This is a genomic window from Kribbella lupini (assembly GCF_039529595.1).
Lineage (GTDB): Bacteria > Actinomycetota > Actinomycetes > Propionibacteriales > Kribbellaceae > Kribbella > Kribbella lupini.
The window spans coordinates 325785-349046 of record NZ_BAAANC010000004.1; the positions used below are offsets into that span (position 1 = coordinate 325785).

Below are 23262 nucleotides of genomic sequence, written 5' to 3' on the forward strand. Positions count from 1 at the left end.
CATGGCCAACCTTTCTCAGTGGATCGAGGGTGCCCGCCCCAGGACACTGCCTGCCGCCGTCGCTCCCGTCCTGGTGGGGACCGGCGCGGCCGCCTACCTGGACGGCTTCGTCTGGTGGAAGGCGCTGCTGGCCCTCGGCGTCGCCCTGGCGCTGCAGATCGGCGTGAACTACGCCAACGACTACAGCGACGGCATCCGCGGGACGGACGAGGTCCGGGTCGGCCCGCTGCGGCTGGTCGGGTCGAAGGTGGCCACACCGCGCGCGGTGAAGACCGCCGCGTTCACCTGCTTCGGCGTGGGCGCCGTGCTGGGGATCGTGCTCTGCGCGACGTCCAGCTGGTGGCTGCTGGTCGCGGGGGCGGCTTCGCTGGTCGGTGCGTGGTTCTACACGGGCGGCAAGTCGCCGTACGGGTACCGCGCGCTGGGCGAGGTCAGCGTGTTCCTGTTCTTCGGCCTGGTCGCAGTGCTCGGTACGACGTACGTGCAGGCCGAGCGGCTGCACTGGACGGCCGTCGCCGGCGCTGTCGCCATCGGAGCGATCGCCTGCGCGCTGCTGGTCGCCAACAACCTGCGGGACATCCCCACCGACAGCGAGACCGGCAAGCGGACGCTGGCCGTCGTCATCGGTGCCGCGCGGTCGCGGCAGCTGTACGCCGCGCTGATCGCGCTGGCGTTCATCCTGGCGGCGCTGTCCGCGCTGGCGACGCCGTGGACCCTGCTGGCGCTCGTCGCGCTCCCGCTGGCCGTCAAGTCGGTCCGCGTGGTCGTCAGCGACGCTGTGGGCCCGGCCCTGATCCCGGTGCTGAAGGGCACCGGGCTCACCGAGCTCGTGTACGCCGTAGGCCTGGCCATCGGCCTGGCGCTGGGCAGCTAGCCGGCCGGCCGGCTGGGCAGCTCAGCCCCCGGCCTCCGCCGGCCGCCTGGGCAGCTCGGCCCCCGGCCTCTGCCGGCCGCGCAGCGGCCAGGCGCTCGGGCGGCCCGGCTTACTCCCTCCACAACCCCGTTTCGGCGAAGCCTCGGAGGGTCTCCTCGTACGGGCTGATGTCGATGCTGTTGCTCCGCAGCCAGTCGTCGTCGTAATACGTGTTCGTGTAGCGCTCGCCGCCGTCGCACAGCAGCGTGACGATGCTTCCTCGCTGCCCCATCCGGCGCATCTCGGCCGCCAGCCGGAGCGAGCCCCACAGGTTCGTCCCGGTCGATCCACCAACGAGCCGCCCGGTGACCCGCGAGCAGAACCGCATCGCCGCGATCGACGCGGCGTCCGGCACCGCGATCATCCGGTCGACCACGCCCGGTACGAACGACGGCTCGACGCGCGGCCGCCCGATCCCCTCGATCCGTGACGGCCGCCCGGTCGCGAAGTCGCTGTCGCCCGCCTCGAAGCCGGGGAAGAACGCCGACCCCTCCGGGTCCACGACCGCGACCGACGTCGCGTGCCGCTGGTAGCGCACGTACCGGCCGATCGTCGCCGACGTACCGCCCGTACCGGCCCCGACGACCACCCAGGTCGGCACCGGGTGCTGCTCGAGCGCCAACTGCCCGAAGATCGACTCGGCGATGTTGTTGTTCCCCCGCCAGTCCGTCGCCCGCTCGGCGTACGTGAACTGGTCCATGTAGTGCCCGCCTGTCTCCTCGGCCAGCCGCTTGGCCTCGCCGTAGATCTGCCCCGACCGCTCGACGAAGTGGCACCGCCCGCCGTAGAACTCGATCAGCTGGATCTTCTCCGGACTCGTCGACGCCGGCATCACGGCAACGAAGGGCAACCCGAGCAGCCGAGCGAAGTACGCCTCACTCACCGCGGTGGACCCGCTGGACGCCTCGATGACGGTCGTGCCCTCGTGGATCCACCCGTTGCACAGCGCGTACAAGAACAGCGACCGCGCCAGCCGATGCTTCAACGACCCCGTCGGATGCACCGACTCGTCCTTGAGATAGAGGTCGACCCCGCTCATCGCCGGCATCGGAAACACGTGCAGATGCGTGTCCGCACTCCGGTTGGCGTCCGCATCGACCACCCTGACCGCCTCGGACACCCACGCCCGCTGCTTGTCGTCCCGCCGATCCACTTCCCTGCACGCCAACAGCTCACTCATGGCCACAGGCTAGGGCTACTCCCGCGATCTTGAGTATTCCTACTCTCTGCAACCACAGCCGCCCCCGGCACGATCAAGTCATGATCCCTCTGGGTTTCGAGTTGCATCTGTCGGCGACCGAGCAGGTGGTGCTGCTCGTCGTACTGGGGCTGCTGGCGACCGCGGCGGCGATGCCGGCGAGTGTGCCGTTGGCGGCGGTGGGCGTACTGCGGGCCCGGCGGGACGGGCGGTCCGCGACCGGGCGTGGGGTCTGGTTCTGGGTGTGGGGTACGGCGCTGAGCTGGGCGACGATGATCGGTTGCTTCAACCTGCAACTGGGCTGGTGGGCGGTGCCTTTCGGGTGGGTGCCGGGGCTGGTGGCCGCTTGGCTGCTACGGCCCGGACCCCTGGGGCGGCTACGTTGGAGGGAAGCACGCCGACCCGTGGGGGAACGATGACCGACAACGACGAACGGCCGACCCGCCAGCGGGTGACGCTGACCGACATCAGTTCGCGGGCGTGGGAGCACCCGGCCGACCGCGGCGCGCTGGTCGCGTTGCGGCAGCTCAAGGGGTTCGACTTCGTGCTCCGGAAGATGTCCGGGCTGATCAACGAGCGCGCCTTCCGGCTGCAGTTCCTCGGCTCGGCGATCAAGGTCGACGAGCGCCAGTTCCCGAAGGTGCACCGGCTCTACACCGAGGCGGCCGCCACCCTCGACGTCCGGCAGCTGCCCGAGCTGTTCGTCACCAACAGCCCGATCTGGAACGCCGTGACGATCGGCATGGACCGCCCGTTCATCGTCGTGAACAGCGCGCTGGTCCAGGGGCTCGACGAGGAGGAGCTGCGCTTCATCCTCGGCCACGAGCTCGGTCACGCCCAGAGCGGCCACGCGCTGTACCAGTCGCTCCTGCTCTGGCTGATGCGGCTGACCGGCGCGATCAACTGGATGCCGATCGGCGCGCTCGGGATCCGCGCCATCATCGCCGCCCTGCACGAGTGGTCCCGCAAGGCCGAGCTGTCCGGCGACCGCGCCGGCCTGCTCGCCGTACAGGACCCGGCGGTCGCGCTCCGCGTGCAGATGAAGCTCGCGTCCGGCGGTCAGCTCGACCAGCTCGACACCACCGCGTTCCTGGCCCAGGGCACCGAGTACGAGAGCTCCGGCGACCTGCGCGACTCCGTCCTCAAGCTGCTGCTGCTCGAGGCGCAGACCCACCCGCTGGCCGTTATCCGCGCGCACGAGCTGCGCCGCTGGGTCGACGAGGGCGAGTACACGACGATCGTCTCCGGCGACTACCCCAAGCGCCAGGACGACGGCGACGCCTCGATGACCCAGGAGGCGAAGAACGCCGCCAAGTCGTACTCCGACGCCTTCGCCCGCTCCCAGGACCCGCTCGCCAAGTTCGTCCGCGACCTCGGCGAAGGCCTCGGCGGCGTCCGCGACTGGGTCAGCTCCAAGTTCCCCCCGCGCTGACATGCCGAACTGGTCGCCCGACGACCGGACCGAGCTGGACCGGATGCTGGCGGCCGCGGCGGAGAAGAAGACGGCCGGCCTCGACGCCCTCCGCGCCGAGGCGGCCTCCGCGTCGCCGTCCCACGAGCGAACCGCCGCACTCGTCCAGCTGTACTGCGCCGACCACGCGGCCGTTGGCCACAGCTGGGACCGCGCCGCGCACACCTTCGTCATCCGCCTCGCAGCCGACCACCCCGGTACGTCGGGCGAGGTAGTGGATCTCGGCGGCGCCGAGGCGTTGGTCGCGCACAGCCGCCACACCCAGGCGGAGATCGACCTGGTCCTCAACGAACTGCGCCTTCGCCGCTGGCACCCGGACGCCCGCACGTACGCCTACGGCTTCGGCTACGACGCCGTCGCCGACGTGGTCGACGTCGAGACCAACGCTCCGCCGGAAGTCGTCGCCCCGCTGCTCGCGCGCTACCCCACCGCTTTGGCCGTGCGGCACGGGCGGGCTACCGGCCGCGGTTGATCCGCGTCGGCAAGACGATTTCGCGGCGCCGGCGTTAGACGGCTTGTTGCCCGGGTACCTCCACTCACCACTTCAGCGAGGAGGTCGGCGATGAGAGTGTCCCGGGCCAGTCGTTGGGCTCCTGTGTACTGGGCTTGCGTCGGAGCTCATGTGGCCGGTACGGCGTTCGGTCAGCGGGCGCTGCGGGTCGCGGCGAAGTCCGCGATGATGCCGGCTCTGGCGATCTGGACCCGGGCCCATCACGGCTCCCCGCTGCTGGTGACCGCGCTGCTCTTCTCGTGCGTCGGCGACACCTTGATGGAGGCCGGACTCATCCTGCCCGCCCTCGCGGTGTACGCCGCCGCGCACGCCTGCTACGTCGCCTTGTTCGTACGACGTCCGGACCGGCGTCGCTGGCGGATCCTGGCCGCGTACGCCGTACTGGGTGTCGCCCTGATGGCGGTGCTGTGGCCCGGTCTCGGCGAGCTCCGCGCGCCGGTCGCGGCGTACTCGCTGATGCTCACGGCAACGGCCGTCACGTCGGGCTGGGCGGGTGGGCGGTCGGCAGCCGGCGGCGCGCTCTTCCTGACCTCCGACAGCCTCATCGGCGCCCGCCTGGCCGGCTGGAACTTTCGCCACCGCGACCTCCTGGTCGGCATCACCTACACCCTCGCCCAGTACAACCTCGCCGCCGGCGCCCTGCCGCCCGTCGGCAAAAACAGCGTGACCCGCGAAGCCGGATGGGGAATGCTGGCCCGGTGATCGAGCTGCGGCAACTGGTGCCGGACGACTGGAAAGACTGGCGCGAGCTTCGGCTGGCGGCGCTCTCCGATGCCCCGACGGCCTTCGGGTCGCGGTACGAGGACTGGGTCGATGCCGAGGAGGAGCGCTGGCGTGCCCGCCTGGCACTTCCTGGCTCGTACAACCTGATCGCCTCGCTCGACGGCAGTCCGGCGGGCATGGCCAGCGGGCTTCCCGCCCACGACGAGCCGGACGTCCGCGAGCTGGTGTCGATGTGGATCTCGCCCGACGCCCGTGGCCGCGGGCTCGGCGACCGGTTGATGACGGCAGTCGAGGACTGGGCGCGCTCCGAGGGTGCCGTCGCCGTCGAGCTGTCGGTTGTGCAGGGCAACGACAAGGCCCAGGCGCTCTACGCGCGGCACGGCTACGCCCTGACTGACAAGTCCGGCGATCTCATGCCCGACGGCATCAACCGCGAGCTGGTCCTGCGCAAGACGTTGTAACTGACTTGCCTGAGGCAACCACGGCGGGCAGGCTCGTGGGTATGCCCGAGTGGATCAGCACGCCCATCACCCCTGAACTCGTCCGCGGCGCCGTCGAGTTGGAGCAGACGCCGTACGGCGTACTGCCGCACCGCCTCGGAGCGTTGGGGCGCAAGCAGAACGTCGACGGTCAGCTGGCGATGGCGGAAGCACAGCCGTCGGGGGTTCGCCTGGCCTTCCGGAGTACGGCGACGGAGATCGAGCTCGACGTCCTGCCGACCAAGATCGCCTACATCGGCGCTCCGCCGCGGCCGGACGGGGTCTTCGACCTGCTGCTCGACGGCCAGTTGGCTGCCCAAGGCACCGCCGACGGCGGCAACGTGCTGACCATCGACCTGAGCACCGGTACCTCGGAGGTCACCCCCGGGCCGGTCGGCTCGGTGAAGTTCTCGGGGCTTCCGGCAACAGCCAAGGACGTCGAGATCTGGTTGCCGCACACCGAGAGCACCCAGCTCGTTGCCCTACGCACCGATGCACCGGTCGAGCCCGCCGCCGATCTCGGCCGTCGTACGTGGTTGCACCACGGCAGCTCGATCAGCCACGGCTCCAACGCCGACAGCCCGACCCGGACCTGGCCCGCGGTCGCCGCGCGGCTGGCCGGCGTCGAACTGACCAACCTCGGCTTCGGCGGCAGCGCGCTGCTCGACCCGTTCACCGCGCGCACGATGCGCGACCTTCCCGCCGACGTGATCAGCATCAAGCTCGGCATCAACCTCGTGAACGCCGACCTGATGCGCCTGCGCGCCCTCGGCCCCGCCGTTCACAACTTCCTCGACATCCTCCGCGAGGGCCACCCGACCACGCCGCTGGTGGTGATCTCCTCCATCTACTGCCCGATCCAGGAGCACACCCCCGGCCCGCTGGCGCCGGACTTCGCCGACGGCAAGGTCGCCTTCAAGGCCACCGGCAACCCCGAAGAGGTTGCCGCCGGCAAGCTCACGCTGACGGTCATCCGCGCCGAGCTGGCCCGCATCACCGCTGCCCGCGCCGCCGACGACCCCAACCTCCACTACCTCGACGGCCTCACCCTGTACGGCGAAGCGGACCACGCCGACCTCCCCCTCCCCGACCGCCTCCACCCCGACACCGCCACCCACCAACGCATCGCCGAACGCTTCGTCCAGCACGCGTTCACCGAGGGGCCGTTCAACACCCGAGTCTGAACCGACGCCGTGCTCGGGCGACCGCCGCCAGCAGCGAGCGTGCGGTGCGGGCGGCGCGCGGGCGGCTGAGCGGGCGTACGGAGCGGATCGCCGAGCGGCGCGGGCGGCAGAGCGGGCGGCGTACGGAGCGGGTCGAGCGGGCACCGGTAGGACATGCCAGCTCCCACCACACCGGACGGCCACCACGTCGTCGTCAACGGCCGTAAGTGGCGAGCCACCGACCCGGCCATCCCCGCCGACGTCCGGGACCGCCTGCAGCACGCCCTGATGGCCGCCCGCCGAGCGATCGCCCAGTCCCACCGCGACGAGGACCCCGAGGCCGAGCGCGAGGCCAGGTCCCGGGTGCAACTCGCCAAGGTCGCGCTGGGCGAGCGAGGAGCACCCTGGTGGGAGCAGTCCGACCAGGAGCGCAGGCAACGCTGGACCGACGGCCTGCGAGCGCTCGACGCCGGAGACGACCAAGGGTGACCCGGCCGGACGGGCGGTAGCCGGCGCACCGGTCATGACCCACAGCGAAACGGCCACGGGCACCGTCGTACGGCGTACCCGGCAACGGCGAAGGGCCGTACCTCCCGCCCCCGGGGATACGGCCCTTCTGTCTGCGAGGCGTCAGCCGATGTGGACGCCGCCCGGCTTGCCGTCGTTGGCCAGGTCCTTGGCCTTGACCGACAGACCCAGGAGCGTGATCAGCGCCGCGCCCAGGATGATGAACGCCGACACGGTGAACGCCCGGGTGAACCCGTGCGTCGTCGCGACCGCGGTGAACTGGCCCTCGAGCTGCTTCAGCTGGGTCGGCGACTGGCCGGACTCAGCGGCCTTCTGCAGGCCCGGGGCGAGCTCGGCGAACTTGTCCTTGATCGCGTTGGCCGAGACCGTGCCCAGCAGGGCCAGGCCGACCGCGCCACCGATCTGCTGGACCGTGTTCAGCACGGCGGAGCCGACACCGGAGTCCTCGTTGGCCACACCCGAGACCGCGGTCAGGGTGAGCGGCACGAAGATCAGGCCCATGCCGAACGACAGCAGCAGGATGAACGGCATGACGTGGGTCAGGTACGTCGAGTCGACCTCGAGCCGGGAGAAGCCCCACATCCCGACGCCGGCCAGCGCCGCGCCGGCACCGGCGATCCAGCGCGGGTCGATCCGGGCGATCAGCGTGGACGCGATCTGCGCGGCGACCACGATGCCGAAGCTGAACGGCAGGAACGCGAAACCGGTCTTCAGCGCGCTGTACCCGAGGATGTTCTGGATGTAGATGCCCAGGAAGTAGAACATCGAGAACATCGCCGCACCGACGATCAGCATCACGAAGAAGCTGACCCCGCGGGTCCGGTCGGCCAGGATCCGGAACGGCATCAGGGCGTGCTTGGAGCGCGCCTCGATGGCCAGGAAGATCCCGATCAGGGCCAGACCGCCGAGGATGAAGGCCAGCGTGACCGGGTCGCCCCAGCCCTTCTCCGCCGCGTGCGTCAGGCCGTACACCAGACCGGTCAGACCGACCGTGCCGGTGACCGCGCCCGGGATGTCGAACTTGCCCTGCTGCCGGGCCGACTCGCCGAGGTAGCGGATCGCCAGGACGGCGACGATCAGGCCGATCGGGGTGTTGATGAAGAACGTCCAGCGCCACGACGCCTCGGTCAGTGCGCCACCGAGGATCAGGCCGACCGCGGCCCCCGCGCCCGACATGGCGGCGTACACGGCCATCGCGCGGTTGCGCTCCTTGCCGGCCGGGAAGGTCGTGGTGATCAGTGCCAGGGCGTTCGGCGAGGCGGCCGCCGCGGCGACGCCCTGCAGGATCCGGCTGGCGAGCAGGATCGTCTCGTTCTGCGCGATGCCCCCGACGAACGACGCGACGCCGAACAGCACGACGCCGAACATGAACACCTTGCGGCGTCCGAGGATGTCACCGATCCGGCCACCGAGCAGCAGCAGACCACCGAAGGCCAGCGCGTACGCGTTGACGACCCACGGCAGGGAGGCGTTGGTGAAACCGAGATCGGTCTGGATGTGCGGGAGCGCGATGTTGACGATCGTGCCGTCCAGCACGACCATCAGCTGCGCCATGCTGATCAGCGCGAGCGCGATCCCGAGGTTGCGGTGACCGTGGGCCGCGGGCTCGGTCACCGAGTCGACCGGCCGCCCTTCCGGCGGATCGGCCTTGACGACGTCTTCGGACATAACTGGAATTCCCCTCTTGGGTGGTACTGGCTTCTGGGTCGCCGACCGGCCCCACACCGGTCAGCTCGCCTGCGACCCCCGCGCCGCAGGCAGGATCAGGTGGTCGATCACACGCAGGATCAGGTCCTCGGTCGGCTCGACGCCGAGGACGAAGGCATGGTGGATGACCAGCGCCGGCAGGGTCTGCGACAGCAGCTCGACGTCGACGTCGGCGGCGATCTCGCCGCGCTCGACGGCCCGCTGGTAGAGCCGGGCGGTCAGGGCGAGCCGCGGCTTCAGGAAGCGCTCCTTGAACGCCAGCTGCAGGTCGTCGTCGCGGTGCAGCGCGGTCAGCAGACCGGCCATCACCGACATCGGCATCTCGTCGGTGAACCCGCCCTCGTTGCACGACAGCGCGATCAGGTCGCCGCGCAGGCTGCCGGTGTCGACCTCTTCCGGGATCGGGCAGCCCTTGGCCCGGCTGATCGCGTCGACGACCAGCTCGGCCTTGCTCGTCCAGCGCCGGTACAACGTCGCCTTGCTGGCCTTGGCGGCGGTCGCCACCGCGTCCATCGTCAGCCGGTCGTACCCCAGCTCCGCGACCAGCTCGACGGTCGCGTCGAGGATCTCGTCCTCACGCCCACCCTCGACCCGCGGACGCTGGCGGGGCCCGGTCTCGGCAACTTCGGTCATGTTCACCCTGTGTGATCGGAAAGCGACAGATAGAACGAAACGGTTTCGTTTCATCCACCACGTTACGACTCATGTGAAGGAATGCACAAGGGATTTTCGGGCAGACTCAAAAGTGGCCTGAGTCACTCTGCGTACCACTGCGTCAGCTGGTACGGAAAACGAAAAGCCCCGCCGACCCTCAGGTCGACGGGGCCGGTGAGCCCGTGGTCAGTCCTCGTCCTCGGCCCTCCGGGCCGCTTCCAGCCGCTCGGTCATCCGGGTCGCGCGCGTCTCGATCCGTGCCGCCAGCCGGTCCCGCCAGGCCCGCAGCACGAAGATCGACAGGATCGACGACACGATCAGCGCCAGCAGCAGCAACGGGAACACCGACAGCCAGGTGTTCAACGCGAACCACAGCACCGCGAACGACGCGGCGAACAACGCCAGCCGCAACCCGGTGTAGACAGCGAACTCCTTCATACCGGCACTCTCCTACAGGCCCGAGTAGGCGTGGAAGCCCGACAGCAGGAGGTTCACGCCGATGAAGTTGAACAGGAAGACGACCCAACCGGCGATCGCGACCCAGGCGGCGCGGCGGCCTCGCCAGCCGGCGGTGGCCCGGGCGTGCAGGTACGCGGCGTACACGACCCAGGTGACCAGCGACCAGACCTCCTTGGGATCCCAGCCCCAGGCGCGGCCCCAGGCGTAGTACGCCCAGATCGGGCCGGCGACCAGCACGCCGAAGGTCCACAGCGGGAAGGCGAACGCGTGCACCTTGTACGCGACGGCGTCCATGCCGGCCGACGACGGGACGCGGCGCAGCGCGGCCGGCATCGGCTTGCCGTCGGCCTCGCGGGCCTCGGCGCGGCTCTTCACCAGGTAGAGGATCGACGCCATCGCGCCGACGGTGAAGCCACCGCCCGCGATCGCCGCGGCCGACACGTGGATCACCAGCCAGTACGAGTGCAGCGCGGGCAGCAGGTCGGCGGCCGGCACGTAGAGCGCCAGTACGGCGATGCCCAGCGTCGCGGCGATCACGAAGGTGACCAGGAGCCCGAGCCACTGCAGGCGCTGGCGCGTGAGCAGGACCAGGTACACCGCGGCGACGGCCAGCGAAGCGGTGATGGAGAACTCGTACATGTTGCCCCACGGCACCCGGCTCACGGCCAGACCGCGGGTCAGCACCCCACCGGCGTGCATGACGAACGCCAGTACCGTCAGCAGCACGCCGATCCGGCTTGCCTGCTCCCAGCGCTGCGACGGCTCCTCGTCCACCGCGGAGGTGTCCTCGGAGGAGGGGATCTCGGCGCCGTCGGCCCCGACCAGCACCTTCTGCTCGGCCGGCTTGCGGACCCGCAGACCGCTCGACCACTCCACGGTGTGCGCCAGCAGAGCCAGCGTGTAGATCACCGTCGCGGTCGGAACCAAGAGGTTCGACACCGAGGCGAGGGTCGAGGAGTTCATGCCTGCTCCCGCTTCTTCTTCAGAATGGTGGAGATGGCGTCGATCTCGTCGCCGAGACCACGCTCCGGCCCCCGGTCGAGACCGGCGACCTCGACCACGGTACGCCCGTCCTCGGTGCGGACGCGCACCCAGGTACGCCGCGGGTGGACGAACAACGACGCCATCAGCCCGAGGATCGCGAGCAGGATCCCGGCCAGCGCCAGGTTCAGCCCGGGGGTGTGGCTGATCTGCAGCTTCACCCACTGGTCGTAGGAGTCGAACGTCAGCGAACCGCGGCCGTCCGGCAGGTCGATGCTCTGGCCGGGCGCGAGCTGGAACCGCAGCTTGTCGCCCTTGCCGTCGTCGAACTGGGTCAGTTTGGTCTTGTCCAGCTGGTACACCGACTGCGGCTTGCCGGTCTCGTCGGCCGGGCGTCCGTAGTACGCCGTCAGCACGAGCGCCGGGTTCACCGCGTCGGGGAAGACCGAGACCGGGCCGCGCTGGTCGATCACCGCGGTCGGCAGGAAGAAACCCTCGAAGCCGAGCTGCTCGGGCCGCGCGTCCGGTGCCTTGACCACGCCGAACGACGAGAAGTTCGCGTCCTGCGGCAGGAACGGCGACGGGCCGGAGAAGGCGATGTCACCCTTGCCGTCGCGGACCGTCACCTTCGGCGCGTAGCCGTGGCCGAGCAGGTGCACCTTCGTCCCGTCGACCGACAGCGGGTGGTTCACCTGCAGGTCGTACGACTGCTCGGGCGAGTCCGGGCTGACCTGGTAGGTGATGCCCGCGTCGAAGGACCGGGCCGCGCCACGCTGCGGGCCCTGGGTCTCGAAGGTGGCCTTGAAGCTGTTCACGGTCAGCGTGAACGGCGGCAGGTCGTCCGGCGTGAACGCCCGGCCCGGCGTGAAGTCGTCGTACTGCGCCACCGCGTTGGAGAAACCGTTGCCCACGACAACCAGTACGGTGCCGCGGTAGCCGAACAGCGAGCCCCAGGCGATCCCGACCAGCGCGAGGATCAGCGAGAAGTGGAACAGCAGGTTGCCGGCCTCGCGCAGGTAGCCGCGCTCGGCGCCGAGCGCGCCGTCGTACGCCTCGACCCGGAAGCGGCGCTTGCGCAGCTCCTGGCGAGCCGCGGCCAGCACCTCGGCCTCGGTCGCGTCGGTCTCGAACTGCTGGTGGCCGGGCAGGCGGATCAGGTTGCGCGGCGGCTTCGGTGGACGGGAGCGCAGGGCCTTCAGGTAGACCTGCAGCCGCGGGACCACGCAGCCGATCAGCGAGATGAACAGCAGCAGGTAGATCGCGGAGAACCAGACCGACTTGTAGACGTCGAAGAGCCCGAACTTGTCGTACCAGGACGCCAGCTCCGGGTTGGCGTCGTAGAAGTCCGACACCTTGATCGGGTCCACCGGGATCTGCGGGATCAGCGAGCCCGGGACCGCGCCGAGGGCCAGCAGGAACAGCAGGATCAGCGCGGTCTTCATCGAGGTGAGCTGGCGCCAGGCCCAGCGCAGCCAGCCGACCAGGCCCATCGCGGGCGGGTCGGGGCGCTCGGGCGGCTTGCCGCCGGACATGGTGGCCTCGGGCTCGACCTGTTCCTTGACGTCGCTCATCTCAGACCGCCGATCCGAAGTTGGCGACCCACTGGCGAAGATCGGCGGTCATCGTGTCCCACACTCCTGTCAGCAGCAGCAGACCCACCGCGATCATCAGTACGCCGCCGATCCGGATCACCAGCAGCTGGTGCTTGCGGACCCAGGCGACCGCGCCGAGCATCCGGCGGAAGGCCAGCGCCGCGACGATGAACGGGATCCCCAGGCCGAGGCTGAACACCAGCGCGAGCGTCGCGCCGCGACCGGTGCTGCCCTCGGTGGCGGCCAGGTTCATCACGGTGCCGAGGGTCGGGCCGATGCACGGCGTCCAGCCGAAGCCGAACAGCACGCCGAGCAGCGGCGCGGCCGCGATCCCGACCGCCGGCACCCGGTGCACCCGGACGTCGCGCTGCAGGAAGCCGAAGCCCCCCAGGAAGATCAGCCCGAGGACGACGGTCGCCCCGCCGAGCACGCGGGTGATCAGCGTCTGGTGGTCGAGCAACGCGTTGCCGATGGCACCGAACAGCACGCCGGTCAGGATGAACACCGCCGAGAACCCGGCGACAAACAAGCTCGTCCCGGCCAGCATCCGGCCGCGCTGCTTCGAGCCGAGCTCGGCCGCCGACAGACCGGTGACGTACGAGAGGTAGCCAGGCAGCAGCGGTACGACGCATGGCGAGAAGAACGAGATCGCGCCGGCCAGCACCGCGATCGGCAGTGCCACCAGCATCGAGCCCGTCATCGACTGGGCGAACCAGTCAGCCATCAGCCGGCGCCTAACCTAATCAGCATCAGCGACCATGCCGAGCAGGGTCTGCTTGGTGACCGACCCGATCACCCGTGACGCCACCTTGCCGTCCTTGTCGATCACCAGCGTGCTCGGGATCGAGCTGGGCGAGATCTGGCCGCGGAAACCGAGCAGCTGCTTGCCGCTCGGGTCGTACAAGCTCGGGAAACCGACGCCGAACTCCTGCACGAACTTCTTCGCCGGGGCCCGGTCCAGGTCCCGGGTGTTCAGCCCGATGAACTCGACGCCCGTGCCGAGCTGCTTGTGCGCGGCGACCAGGTCGGGCGCCTCCTTGCGGCACGGCGGGCACCACGAGCCCCACACGTTCAGTACGACGACCTTGCCCTTGTGGTCGGCCAGCTTCCAGGGCTTGCCGTCCAGGGTGTCGCCGCCGAAGTCCGGCGCCGGCTTGCGGTCGGCCGCGGCGAAGCTGGACACGTTGCCGTTGCCGCTGACGAAGCCGGTCTGGCCGCTGCGGTTCTCGTTGGTCGACTCACCCGAGCTGCAGGCGGTCGCCAGCAGCGCGACCGCGGCCACCACCACCACCGTACGGCGCATCAGGCACCGCCCACGAACTTCTTCGGGTGCTTGACCGGCAGCAGGTCCTTGGCCGGTTCGGCGTACCCGACGGAGACGATCTGGTCGCCGTGGAAGGTGAAGCTGGTCAGGCTCGCCAGGCTGCACTGCCGCTTGCGCGGGTCGTGCAGCATCCGCCGGTTCTCGATCGCGGAGCGGACGATCCAGATCGGCAGCTGGTGCGACACGATCAGTGCCTCGTGCCCGGCGGCCTTCTGCCGGGCGGTCTCGATCGCGTCGCGCATCCGGCGGACGAGCTGGCTGTACGGCTCACCCCAGGACGGCTTCCACGGGTTGCGCAGCAGCCACCACGCGCTCGGCTGCCGCAGGGCTCCGTCGCCGACGCCGAACTTCTTGCCCTCGAACAGGTTCGCCGCCTCGATCACCCGCTCGTCGATGTCCGGCGTCAGCCCGAACGTGGCGGCGATCGGCTCCATCGTCTCCTGCGCGCGCTCCAGCGGGGAGCTGACCAGGTGCACGATGTCGCGGCCGGCCACGTGCTCGGCGACCCGCTCGGCCATCTTCCGGCCGAGCTCGGACAGGTGGTAGTCGGGGATCCGGCCGTAGAGCACGCCGGCCGGGTTGTGCACCTCGCCGTGTCGCATCAGGTGCACGACCGTCGTTTCGGTCACCGAGCCGATCCCTTCTCAGTTCTTCTGTACGGCGGCCGCCGCGCGAGCGGCCGGAGCGAGTGCGGTCTCGAGCCGCGACAGGGCGTCGTCGTCGATCGCGGCACTCACGAACCACGCCTCGAACGCACTCGGCGGCAGGTAGACACCGGCGTCCAGCATGGCATGGAAGAAAGCGGCGAACCGTGGCAGCACCTGGGCTCCGGCACCGGCGAAGTCGCGGATCGGGCCACTTGCCTCCTCCGACTCCACGAAGAAGACGCTGAAGAGGTTCCCGGCGGACTGGATGACGTACGGCACACCTTCCTTGTCCAGCGCCGTACCGACCAGGCGCTGGATGGTGGCCGAGGTCTCGTCGAGCTTGGCGTAGACCTCGTCGGTGGCCAGCTGCAACGTGGCCAGACCGGCCGCCGTGGCGACCGGGTTCCCCGACAGCGTGCCCGCTTGGTAGACCGAGCCCTCGGGCGCCAGGTGAGACATCACGTCGGCGCGGCCGCCGAAGGCCGCGGCCGGGAAGCCGCCGCCCATCACCTTGCCGAACGTCATCAGGTCGGGCTGGACGCCGTCCACGCCGTACCAACCCGAACGCGTGATCCGGAAGCCGGTCATCACCTCGTCGGAGATGAACAGGGCGCCGTTGGCCTTGCAGATGGCGGCGAGGAACGCGTTGAAGTTGTCCTGCGGCGGCACGACGCCCATGTTGCCGGGCGAAGCCTCCGTGATCACCGCCGCGATCTGATCGCCGTACTGGCTGAAAGCGGCGCTGACCGCATCCTGGTCGTTGTACGGCAGCACGATCGTGTCGGCGGTGGTCGCCTCGGTGACGCCGGGCGTGCCCGGGATGCCGAGGGTGATCACGCCGGAGCCGGCCTGGGCCAGCAGCGCGTCGACGTGGCCGTGGTAGCAACCGGCGAACTTGACGATCTTGTCCCGTCCGGTGAACCCACGGGCCAGCCGCAGCGCCGACATCGTCGCCTCGGTGCCCGACGAGACCAGCCGGACCTTGTCGACCGGCGTGCGTCCGACGATCTCCTGGGCGAGCAGCACCTCGGTCTCGGTCGGCGTACCGAACGACGTACCGCGGCTGACCGCGGCCTGGACGGCGGCGATCACCTCGGGGTGCGCGTGGCCGAGCAGCATCGGGCCCCACGAGCAGACCAGGTCGAGGTACGTGTTGCCGTCGACGTCGGTGATGTGACATCCGTCACCCGAGGTCATGAAGCGCGGGACCCCGCCGACGGCGCGGAACGCGCGGACCGGGGAGTTCACGCCTCCGGGCGTGACCGCGGTGGCTTGGTCGAACAGTGCGGCGGAGCGAGCGGTGTGGTCTGACACGGCGGCCATTCTCCCCGACCCGTCAGGCAGCAGAGCGGGCGGGCAGGGCGCGGGGGGTTCCGCTGAGCGTTGTTACGCGCCAGTATGGGTACCCGGTGACCGCCAGTGCACAGTCCACGCCCGCTCCGTAACCCACGCACGGGCCAGGCGTTAGACCAGGTGAACGCGGTAATCGGGGACCGACGAAGAGACGTGTCTGCAGCGTGGGGCAGGACAGGTCGATGAGTCACGGAGGGGATCATCGATGGCGAAGGGCAAGCGCCGCGCCACTGCGGGCGGGTGGCGCCAGGTGGCGCCGCTGGTGCCGCTGGCGTTGTTCGCGAGCGCGTTCACCGTCAGCGCGACCGACGACCCGGCGGTCGCGACCGCCGCGCTGGACCAGGGCCTCGGCCCGAACGTCCCGGTCGTCGTACCGAAGCAACCGATCAGCGACCCGGCCAACGTGCCGGTTCCCGGTTCGGTCGGCAACGGGGTGGACAAGAACGAGGAACCGACCCAGGTGGTCTCCGGGCTCTCCCGCAACGGGATCCCGACGGCCGCACTGAAGGCGTACTCGCGGGCCCAGCAGGTGCTCGCGCAGGCCGACCCGGGATGCCACCTGCCGTGGACGCTGGTGGCCGCGATCGGCCGGGTCGAGTCCAACCACGGCCGCTTCGGCGGCAACTCGCTGACCACCAACGGGATCGCCACCCCGGGCATCTACGGTCCGCGCCTCGACGGCCTGACCACGGCCCGGATCACCGACTCCGACGCCGGCCGGCTCGACGGCGACGGCGCGTTCGACCGCGCGGTCGGGCCGATGCAGTTCATCCCGGCCACCTGGCAGGCGATGGGCGTCGACGGTGACGGCGACGGGACGAAGAACCCGCAGGACATCGACGACGCGGCGATGTCGACCGCGGTCTACCTGTGCTCCGGCGGGGTCGACCTGACCCGGGCCGGCGACCTGAACCAGGCCGTCCTGCGCTACAACCACTCGCAGGCGTACGTCGATCTCGTGGTCAGCATCGCCAAGGCGTACGCCGGTGGCAGCTGGATCGTCGTCGGCAACGGCACCGAGGACGGCGACCAGGGCGTGGTCCGGGCCGACGGCCGCACCGGTGACGACACCATCGACGCCCCGGCCGACAACGACCTCCCGCAGGCGATCGACCTGCCGGTCTACCCGCCCGGCAAGCCCGGCAGCACGACGAAGCCGACGCCGGAAGACGGTGGCCAGGACCGGCCGACCACCAGGCCGACGCCGACCAAGCCGTCCGCCAAGCCCACCCCGGGCAAGCCGACGACCAAGCCGACTCCGGGCAAGCCGACGCCGACCAAGCCGGGCACCCCGCCGCCGAGCACGCCGGCCGGCGTGACCACGCTGCGGACCGCCGCCGGCCTGATCGTCGGGACCGTCGGCAGCACGCTCACCGAGCTGACCAAGGCCACGCAGTACTGCCAGAGCGAGATGGCCAAGGTCACCATCAAGAACCCGACGCAGGCCCAGCTGCAGAAGTGCGTGACCGCCTACCAGACCGGCGGCACCGCCGCGGTCGACCAGGTGATCCGCAACCTGCTGTCCCTGCTCGGACTGCTCGGCATCCTCGGCGGAGGACTGCTCGGCAGCTGACCACCCCCTAGACGGCGCGCCGCCCCCACCCCTCCCTTGGCGCGCCCCCGGCGACGCCACGGAGCACCTCCCCCCCAGCTTCGTGGCGTCGCCCTTTTCGTGGTCAAGCGCTTACTTGAGACATCCTCACTTTGCCGGCCAGGGCTTCTCGATGGTCTGCGTGATCCGGTTGCCGAGCAGATCGGTCGAAGTCACCCGGAGCGCGGCGACCGGGCCGGCGGGCACTTCCCCCGCCACCCTCCCGCCGAGGGCACCGGAGGCGCCGAGGCCCCATCCACCCGGGCGCAGCCGGAGCGGCTGCCAGTGCTTGCCGTCCACGCTGACCTCGGCCGTCGTACGGAAGAACCCGAGTCCCCGGGCACCCGGCTGGTAGCCCGGCTTCAGCTCCAACTGCCGCCCACTCAGCTTGTAGTCGACCTGGACCAGCGGCAGCACCTCGCGCGTCCTCACCGGCCCCGACCGGAAGCGCCACTCGGTCTGCGTCGCCGTCGACGTCGTCGCCCAGGTGTTGGGCGCACGCCGTACGTCGAGACTCAGCTCGTACCAAGCACTCTTCGCCGGTACGGCGAACTGCGCCACGGACCAGTCCTTCCGACCGAGCTCCTTGCCACCACTCGTGAGCCTCAGCAGCGTCTCGTCCCCGCGCATATCGCTCCAGCCGTAGATCGTCCGGTCGCCGTTCACGTGCTGCGGGATCGCGATCCGCAGCGCGTTCTCGAACCGCGCCACCGGCAACCCGTCGGCCTCGCTCCCGGCCGCGTCCGGAATCGCCGGCCGCGCGATCGGCGCCCACACCTCGCGGTTCACCCGCTCGTTCGGCCGGTAGCTCCGCGCCAGGCTGTACTCGACACCCGATTCGTTCCACTCCCCTGCCGATGTCTTCTCGTCCCAGCGCGTGCCCGGGTCGTCGGACGCCAGGTAGTCCGTCCGCGTCACCGGACCAGCCACCAGCCGGGTTGCTCCCAGGCCCGCGCTCACGCCGGACAGGTGCGCCGACCGCTGGTCGATGTGCAGGACGTTGGCGTCGACCCGGGGGAAGTTCGTGGTGACGACCGCCGGACGCAGCTTGGCGAAGTCGTAGGTCAGCGCACCCTTGACCTGCTGCGGCGCGACCGCGAGGTCGTAGCGGTAAGTGCTGTCCTTCAGACCGGTCAGCTTCAACTGGACGGGCCGCTGCTTCAGGAGCTGCAGCAACTTCGCGCCCTCCGGCTGCCGGAGCAGGTAGAGCGGCACGTCGACCCAGGCGCTGTCGCTCCAGAACCCGGGCTGCTCGTTGTACAGGAAGACCGCTTTCGCGCCGGCCGCCTTGGCCGCCTCGACCTGGCCGAAGGTCTGGTCGTAGGCGCGCCAGCGGATCAGCGCGATCTTGCCGCGGACGTCCTTCAACTCCTCCGGCCGCCCGTCGCCGGCGTTGACGAGCGGCAAGGTCTCGGCGCCGACGTACCCGAAGATGTCGTTGCCGTCCCGCGGTGTCGGCAGCCGGAAGCCACCTGCGCCGAGGACGTCGGCGGTCAGCTTCGGCTGCGCGAGGTCCCAGCGCTGGACCGCGCGGACGGATCCGTCCCGCACCTTGCCGAAGTCACCGACGTACACGTTGCCGCTGACCTCGCGGTCGTAGCCGAATCCGGACACGGCCTCGCGGTCGCCCACCTTGCGGTGCCAGGCGATCCCGAAGTTCTCCAGTTCCGCACGCTGCGGTGTCTTCACCGTCACCGGTTGCGCCGTGCGGGCGTCGAAGACGAGCGTCCGGTCGCCATTGATCGTCACCTCGGGCGCGCCGAGCAACGCGACGCCGTTGACCCAGTCCGCCTGGTCGGCGCTCATCACGTACACCATCACGGCGTACCTGCCGGTCGGCACGTCCAGCGTGCGCTGACCGTTGTCGTCGAAGACGACGGCGTTGACGTCACCGGTGTCGAGATTCCAGAGCTGGACCCCGCTGTTGGCCGCGACGGTCGGCCGCGCGGGTTTGCCGTCGCGACCGATCCCCTGGACGGTCACCTGGTGCAGGCGACCACCGGCGGCAAAGCCCAAGCCTGTCCGGTACGACGTGACGCCGGCCTCGGCGCCGCCTGCTCCGCCGCGCTCTCCGGCGACCCGAGCAACCAGCTCCCCCGCGTACTTCGCGGGCCCGGTCTTCGCCAGGTCCAGCCGCACGGTCGCCGCGGCAGACCCTCCCGCCGGTACTACAAGCCTTCTCGGCGTGACAGCGAGGGACGCGGTGACGCCGGCCGGCGACTTGGCCTCGACCGACAAGTCCAGCGTCACCGCCCGGCCGGATGTGTTGCTGTAGGCAACCTTCCGCTCGACCGGCTTCGGCGCACTCCCGGTCCACGACACGTCACCGAAGTACACGTTCGCCGTGTCGGCCAGGATCTTCGGATCCAGCGCCCGCGGAATGTCGATCCGTCCCAGCCCCTGCGCCGCCGTCGCTGTGCCCTTGCTGGGAACCGCCGTCGTCGCCAGCGCCGCCTTCAGCTGCTGCCCGGTCCACTCCGGGTGCCGCTGCGCGAGGATCGCCGCCGCGCCGGCGACGTGCGGCGTCGCCATCGACGTACCGCTCATCGCCGTGTAGTGCTCACCGACCACGTGCCCCTGCTCGGTCCCGGCCGCGCGCGCCGCCACGATCTCGACGCCCGGCGCGGTCACCTCCGGCTTGAGCGCGCCGTCGCCGAGTCGCGGCCCACGGCTGGAGAACGGCGCGAGCTTGTCGTCGCGATCCACCGCGCCGACCGTCAGCGCGGCCGCGGCCGTGCCCGGCGTACCGACCGACTCCTCGGTCCCGGCGTTGCCCGCGGCAATGACGAACAACGTACCGCTGGACTTCGACAGCCGGTCCACGGCCTCGCTCATCGGGTCCGTCCCGTCCGACGGCAGACCGCCGAGGCTCATGCTGACGACCTTCGCGCCTTGCTGGACGGCCCACTCCATTCCGGCGATCGCTTCGGAGTCGAGCCCGCCGCCGTTGTTGTCGAGGACCTTTCCGACCAGCAGTTCCGCGCCCGGAGCGACACCCTTCCGCTTCCCGCCGGACGCCTTACCGAGCCCGGCGACGGTCGACGCGACATGGGTGCCGTGCCCGTGGCCGTCCTGGACCGCCTGGTCGGGGACGAAGCTGGCCTCGCCGATCACCTTCTGCTGCAGATCCGGGTGGCCCGCGTCGTACCCGGTGTCCAGCACGGCGACCTTCACCCCGCGGCCGTCGTACGACGAACGCCAGGCGATCGGCGCGCCGATCTGCGCGGTGGAGCGGTCGAGCGTCGCGTGCGTGCGGCCGTCGAGCCAGATCTTGCCGACGCCGCTCGCGCTGCTCAGCGTCCGCGGACCCGCGATCCCCTGCCAGAACTGCTTGGCCTCGGACTTGTCGATCGAGACCGCGGTGGTGCCGACGCTCGCCAGCGTCATCCGCCGGGTCGTGCCCTCGGGAGCGGCCGGCGCGCTCGAGCCGCTGAGCAGGACGGGCAGCTTGGCCGTGCTCGCGTCGTCGTACCGCTGTGCCGCCAGCAGGCTGAGGTTGAACAGGCGGCGGTCCAGCTTCCCGGCGGTGAACAGCGGGTACGCCGCCGCCGGGACGACCGTGAGCTCGCCGTCGAAGTCGCCGAAGTAGTAGTTGCTGCCGTCCACCAACCGGCCGCTGCGGCTGCCGTCGGCGGAGATCGTCAGCTCGGCGACGTCACCGGTGACGAGGGTGATCCGGTACGTCGACGCACCGGGCGTCGCGTGACCGGTGGCGCCGGGAGGGGTTTGGGGAGGGGCTCCGGCGCCACCGGTGGTCTGTGCTTGGGCCTGGATCGGTACGGCGACCGCCAGGGCGCCGACGATCACCGAGCCGAACATGCTGGTCGCGCGACGTGACCACCGCATTGTCTGCCTCCTCACGGGGGCCCGACGGGCGCGGGGCCACCGCCTGCGAGCCTGGCAGTTGCCCTCGGCCACGGTCCACGGATCCGGCTGACCTGAACCCGTCATGACCGGTACCAGTCACCAGACCCCGTACGGCCCTGCGCCTCTCCCCTCCCCGGTTGGGCCCTCACCCGCAACCGCAACCGAAGCGAGACCGCATTTCATGGGTCAACCCATCAAATGGACCGTTGGCCCACCGAATTCCGGTGGGCCAACGGTCCAGTCGGTGGGTTGACCCACCAAATGCGCTGAGTGCTGGGTGCTGGGGTCAGGCGAAACGCTTGGCGACCCGCTCGACGCGGTCGACCAGGTCCAGGTCGTAGGCGACACCGGGGACGTAGAAGATCACGTAGTCGGCGCCGGCCTCGAGGGCGGCCTCGACCTTGAGCGCGATCTCGTCCTCGGTCGCGATCGTGTTGTCGGCGCTGAACTTGTCCCAGTTCTGCGGCCCGCGCGCCTTCTCGGTGGCCTTCTTCGGGTCGTCGCCGGCGTCGATCGGGAACACGTTCAGCCCGGTCGACTTGGTGATCTCGTCGTAGTCGCGACCGACCTTCTCGCAGTGGCCGCGCAGGATCGCGACCTTCTCCTTGATCACCTCGGGGTTGCCGCCGCCGATGTTCGCGGCGTCGGCGTACTGCGCGACCAGCTTCAGCGTGACCTGCGGTCCGCCACCACCGATCCAGAACTGCGGCCGGGTGTTGCCGGCGCCCTTCGGCAGGTTGATCGGGGCGTCGATCGAGTAGTGCTTGCCGTTGTAGACCGGCTTGTCCTCGGTCCACATCTTCCAGATGATCTCGGTGGCCTCACGGAACGCCGCCATCCGCGGCTTCACGTCGGTCCACTCGTAGCCGTAGGCCTTCCACTCGTGCTCGTACCAGCCCGCGCCGATCCCGGCGTACAGGCGGCCGTGGCTGGCCACGTCGACGGTGGACGCGATCTTCGCGTAGAGCGCGGGGTTGCGGTACCCGTTGCAGCCGACCATCTGGCCGATGTTCACCCGCTGGGTGTCGCGGGCCAGCGCGGCGGTCGCCGACCAGCACTCGAAGGTCGTGTTGTCACTCGGCTCCGGCACGGTGTGGAAGTGGTCGAACAACCAGATCGAGTCCCAGGATCCCTCGTCGGCCCGCTTGGCGACGTTCGTCATCGCCTCCCACTGCTCGACCGGGTCGGCGATCTCGGTCAGGTCCATCTTCCAGCCCTGCGGAACAAAAATCCCGAAACGTGAAGTCATACCCCCATCCTTTCCCGGCCCACTGAACCGGTCCACCACCTGACGGACGGAGTTCCTTCTCAGTTCCAGCACCGTGGTTTCTCAATCAGCCCGAACCCAGGACCCGCGGGCGACGTCGTACTCCGACGATGAACACCTTCGACCGCCTCTTCGCCACCGCCGGACCCCTGATCGCCGCCGGGCGGCACAACGTCGAGATCCCCCTCGTCGAGAACGGCAACCGCTGGCCCGTCAGCGCGGCCTTCACCGTCGACCCGGCCGACCCCGTCGCCCACCGCCTGGACGCGTTGACCCGCGAGGCCGCCTCGATCGCCGGCCCCGGCCACTTCCAGACCGGCCAACTGGGCTCTGCCCACCTCACCATCCGAGCCCTCGAGCGCTACCGCGAGCAGGTCACCCCCGCGGACCCCGTAGTCCAGCGCTACACCACCGCCCTCCGCAGCGCCGCGTCCCAGGTCGCGCCGGTCCGCTTCACCCTCACCGGCCTGATCCTCACCCGAGGCACCGTGATGGTCTGCGCCCAGCCCCTCGACGACCACGCCGACCACCTCCAGAAGTTGTACGCCGAAGCCCTCGGCCCCGACGCCTGGCTCGAGGCCGACAGCCCGCGCGACATCTGGTACATCAACCTCCTCCACTTCGCCGCCCCCATCCCCTCCCCCACAGCCCTCCTCACCTGGGCCACCACCCACCGCAACCACCCCATCGGCGACCTCACCATCACCACCGCCGACCTCGTCCGCTTCCATCACGAGGAGGGTGTCCGCCCCCACCGCCGCCCCGAGACCCTGGTCAGCGTCCAGCTCGGTCAGCCCACCGTCCCCCGCCCGCGGCCTGCTTGACCTCGGTGGT

At 70.3% G+C, this 23262-nt stretch carries 22 protein-coding genes; 10 read left to right on the forward strand and 12 right to left on the reverse strand.

The annotated features are described in order from the left end of the window. Window position 1: 1 nt before the first annotated feature. Window positions 2-874: a 1,4-dihydroxy-2-naphthoate polyprenyltransferase gene (locus tag ABD235_RS34655; protein ID WP_344181965.1), complete on the forward strand. Its 873-nt coding sequence runs from the start codon at window positions 2-4 to the stop codon at window positions 872-874. A 109-nt stretch (window positions 875-983) separates the two neighbouring features. On the opposite strand, the gene cds1 is transcribed toward ABD235_RS34655, so the two are convergent. Further along, entirely contained in the window at window positions 984-2093 is a 1110-nt protein-coding gene (cds1, locus tag ABD235_RS34660) for an L-cysteine desulfhydrase Cds1 (RefSeq protein ID WP_344181967.1), read from the reverse strand. 80 nt (window positions 2094-2173) lie between these two features. Here cds1 and ABD235_RS34665 point away from each other — a divergent pair, with 80 nt between their 5' ends. The 7 genes from ABD235_RS34665 to ABD235_RS34695 all read left to right on the forward strand — a co-directional run bounded on the left by ABD235_RS34665 (window position 2174) and on the right by ABD235_RS34695 (window position 6947). Then, window positions 2174-2530 (forward strand): hypothetical protein, encoded by a 357-nt coding sequence (locus tag ABD235_RS34665; protein WP_344181969.1) that lies wholly within the window; start codon window positions 2174-2176, stop codon window positions 2528-2530. Beyond that, window positions 2527-3543: a M48 family metallopeptidase gene (locus ABD235_RS34670; RefSeq protein WP_344181971.1), complete on the forward strand. Its 1017-nt coding sequence runs from the start codon at window positions 2527-2529 to the stop codon at window positions 3541-3543. The genes ABD235_RS34665 and ABD235_RS34670 overlap by 4 nt, the downstream gene beginning before the upstream one ends. A 1-nt stretch (window position 3544) precedes the next feature. After that, window positions 3545-4054 (forward strand): hypothetical protein, encoded by a 510-nt coding sequence (locus ABD235_RS34675; protein WP_344181973.1) that lies wholly within the window; start codon window positions 3545-3547, stop codon window positions 4052-4054. Between the two features lie 90 nt (window positions 4055-4144). Further along, window positions 4145-4795, forward strand: coding sequence for a lysoplasmalogenase family protein (locus tag ABD235_RS34680; protein ID WP_344181975.1), 651 nt, complete (start codon window positions 4145-4147; stop codon window positions 4793-4795). Further along, entirely contained in the window at window positions 4792-5277 is a 486-nt protein-coding gene (locus ABD235_RS34685) for a GNAT family N-acetyltransferase (RefSeq protein ID WP_344181977.1), read from the forward strand. Before ABD235_RS34680 ends, ABD235_RS34685 begins: the two co-directional genes overlap by 4 nt. A gap of 41 nt (window positions 5278-5318) precedes the next feature. Further along, window positions 5319-6479 carry an SGNH/GDSL hydrolase family protein gene (locus ABD235_RS34690; protein ID WP_344181979.1) on the forward strand — a complete coding sequence of 387 codons (1161 nt, stop codon included), beginning with the start codon at window positions 5319-5321 and terminating at the stop codon, window positions 6477-6479. Between the two features lie 153 nt (window positions 6480-6632). Beyond that, entirely contained in the window at window positions 6633-6947 is a 315-nt protein-coding gene (locus tag ABD235_RS34695) for a hypothetical protein (protein WP_344181981.1), read from the forward strand. A gap of 141 nt (window positions 6948-7088) precedes the next feature. Here the strand turns inward: ABD235_RS34695 and ABD235_RS34700 are convergent, their stop codons facing one another. The 9 genes from ABD235_RS34700 to hemL all read right to left on the reverse strand — a co-directional run bounded on the left by ABD235_RS34700 (window position 7089) and on the right by hemL (window position 15673). Then, a complete protein-coding gene (locus ABD235_RS34700; RefSeq protein ID WP_344181983.1) occupies window positions 7089-8654 on the reverse strand; it encodes an MFS transporter in 1566 nt (521 codons plus the stop codon). A gap of 60 nt (window positions 8655-8714) precedes the next feature. Then, window positions 8715-9326, reverse strand: a complete 612-nt coding sequence (locus tag ABD235_RS34705) for a TetR/AcrR family transcriptional regulator (RefSeq protein ID WP_344181985.1) — start codon at window positions 9324-9326, stop codon at window positions 8715-8717. Window positions 9327-9533: 207 nt separating this feature from the next. After that, complete coding sequence (locus tag ABD235_RS34710; protein ID WP_344181987.1) at window positions 9534-9785, reverse strand: DUF4229 domain-containing protein; 252 nt, start codon at window positions 9783-9785, stop codon at window positions 9534-9536. A 12-nt stretch (window positions 9786-9797) separates the two neighbouring features. Further along, window positions 9798-10769: a c-type cytochrome biogenesis protein CcsB gene (gene ccsB, locus ABD235_RS34715; protein ID WP_344181989.1), complete on the reverse strand. Its 972-nt coding sequence runs from the start codon at window positions 10767-10769 to the stop codon at window positions 9798-9800. Next, on the reverse strand, window positions 10766-12319 hold the full coding sequence (resB, locus tag ABD235_RS34720; RefSeq protein ID WP_425553220.1) for a cytochrome c biogenesis protein ResB: 1554 nt from the start codon (window positions 12317-12319) through the stop codon (window positions 10766-10768). Before resB ends, ccsB begins: the two co-directional genes overlap by 4 nt. A gap of 40 nt (window positions 12320-12359) precedes the next feature. After that, entirely contained in the window at window positions 12360-13103 is a 744-nt protein-coding gene (locus tag ABD235_RS34725) for a cytochrome c biogenesis CcdA family protein (RefSeq protein ID WP_344181993.1), read from the reverse strand. A 15-nt stretch (window positions 13104-13118) separates the two neighbouring features. Next, window positions 13119-13682, reverse strand: coding sequence for a TlpA family protein disulfide reductase (locus tag ABD235_RS34730; protein ID WP_344181995.1), 564 nt, complete (start codon window positions 13680-13682; stop codon window positions 13119-13121). Then, window positions 13682-14305 carry a histidine phosphatase family protein gene (locus tag ABD235_RS34735; protein WP_344182703.1) on the reverse strand — a complete coding sequence of 208 codons (624 nt, stop codon included), beginning with the start codon at window positions 14303-14305 and terminating at the stop codon, window positions 13682-13684. The genes ABD235_RS34730 and ABD235_RS34735 overlap by 1 nt, the downstream gene beginning before the upstream one ends. Before the next feature lie 42 nt (window positions 14306-14347). Next, a complete protein-coding gene (hemL, locus tag ABD235_RS34740) occupies window positions 14348-15673 on the reverse strand; it encodes a glutamate-1-semialdehyde 2,1-aminomutase (protein ID WP_344181997.1) in 1326 nt (441 codons plus the stop codon). 235 nt (window positions 15674-15908) lie between these two features. On the opposite strand from hemL, the gene ABD235_RS34745 reads away from it, so the two are divergent. Beyond that, the gene (locus ABD235_RS34745; protein ID WP_344181999.1) at window positions 15909-17276 is read left to right on the forward strand and encodes a lytic transglycosylase domain-containing protein; all 1368 of its coding nucleotides are present in this window, start codon (window positions 15909-15911) and stop codon (window positions 17274-17276) included. Window positions 17277-17402: 126 nt separating this feature from the next. On the opposite strand, the gene ABD235_RS34750 is transcribed toward ABD235_RS34745, so the two are convergent. Then, the gene (locus ABD235_RS34750; RefSeq protein ID WP_344182001.1) at window positions 17403-21140 is read right to left on the reverse strand and encodes a S8 family serine peptidase; all 3738 of its coding nucleotides are present in this window, start codon (window positions 21138-21140) and stop codon (window positions 17403-17405) included. Window positions 21141-21447: 307 nt separating this feature from the next. Beyond that, complete coding sequence (locus ABD235_RS34755) at window positions 21448-22410, reverse strand: TIGR03560 family F420-dependent LLM class oxidoreductase (RefSeq protein ID WP_344182003.1); 963 nt, start codon at window positions 22408-22410, stop codon at window positions 21448-21450. 128 nt (window positions 22411-22538) lie between these two features. On the opposite strand from ABD235_RS34755, the gene ABD235_RS34760 reads away from it, so the two are divergent. Further along, window positions 22539-23252 carry a hypothetical protein gene (locus ABD235_RS34760; RefSeq protein WP_344182005.1) on the forward strand — a complete coding sequence of 238 codons (714 nt, stop codon included), beginning with the start codon at window positions 22539-22541 and terminating at the stop codon, window positions 23250-23252. The last annotated feature ends 10 nt before the right edge of the window (window positions 23253-23262 follow it).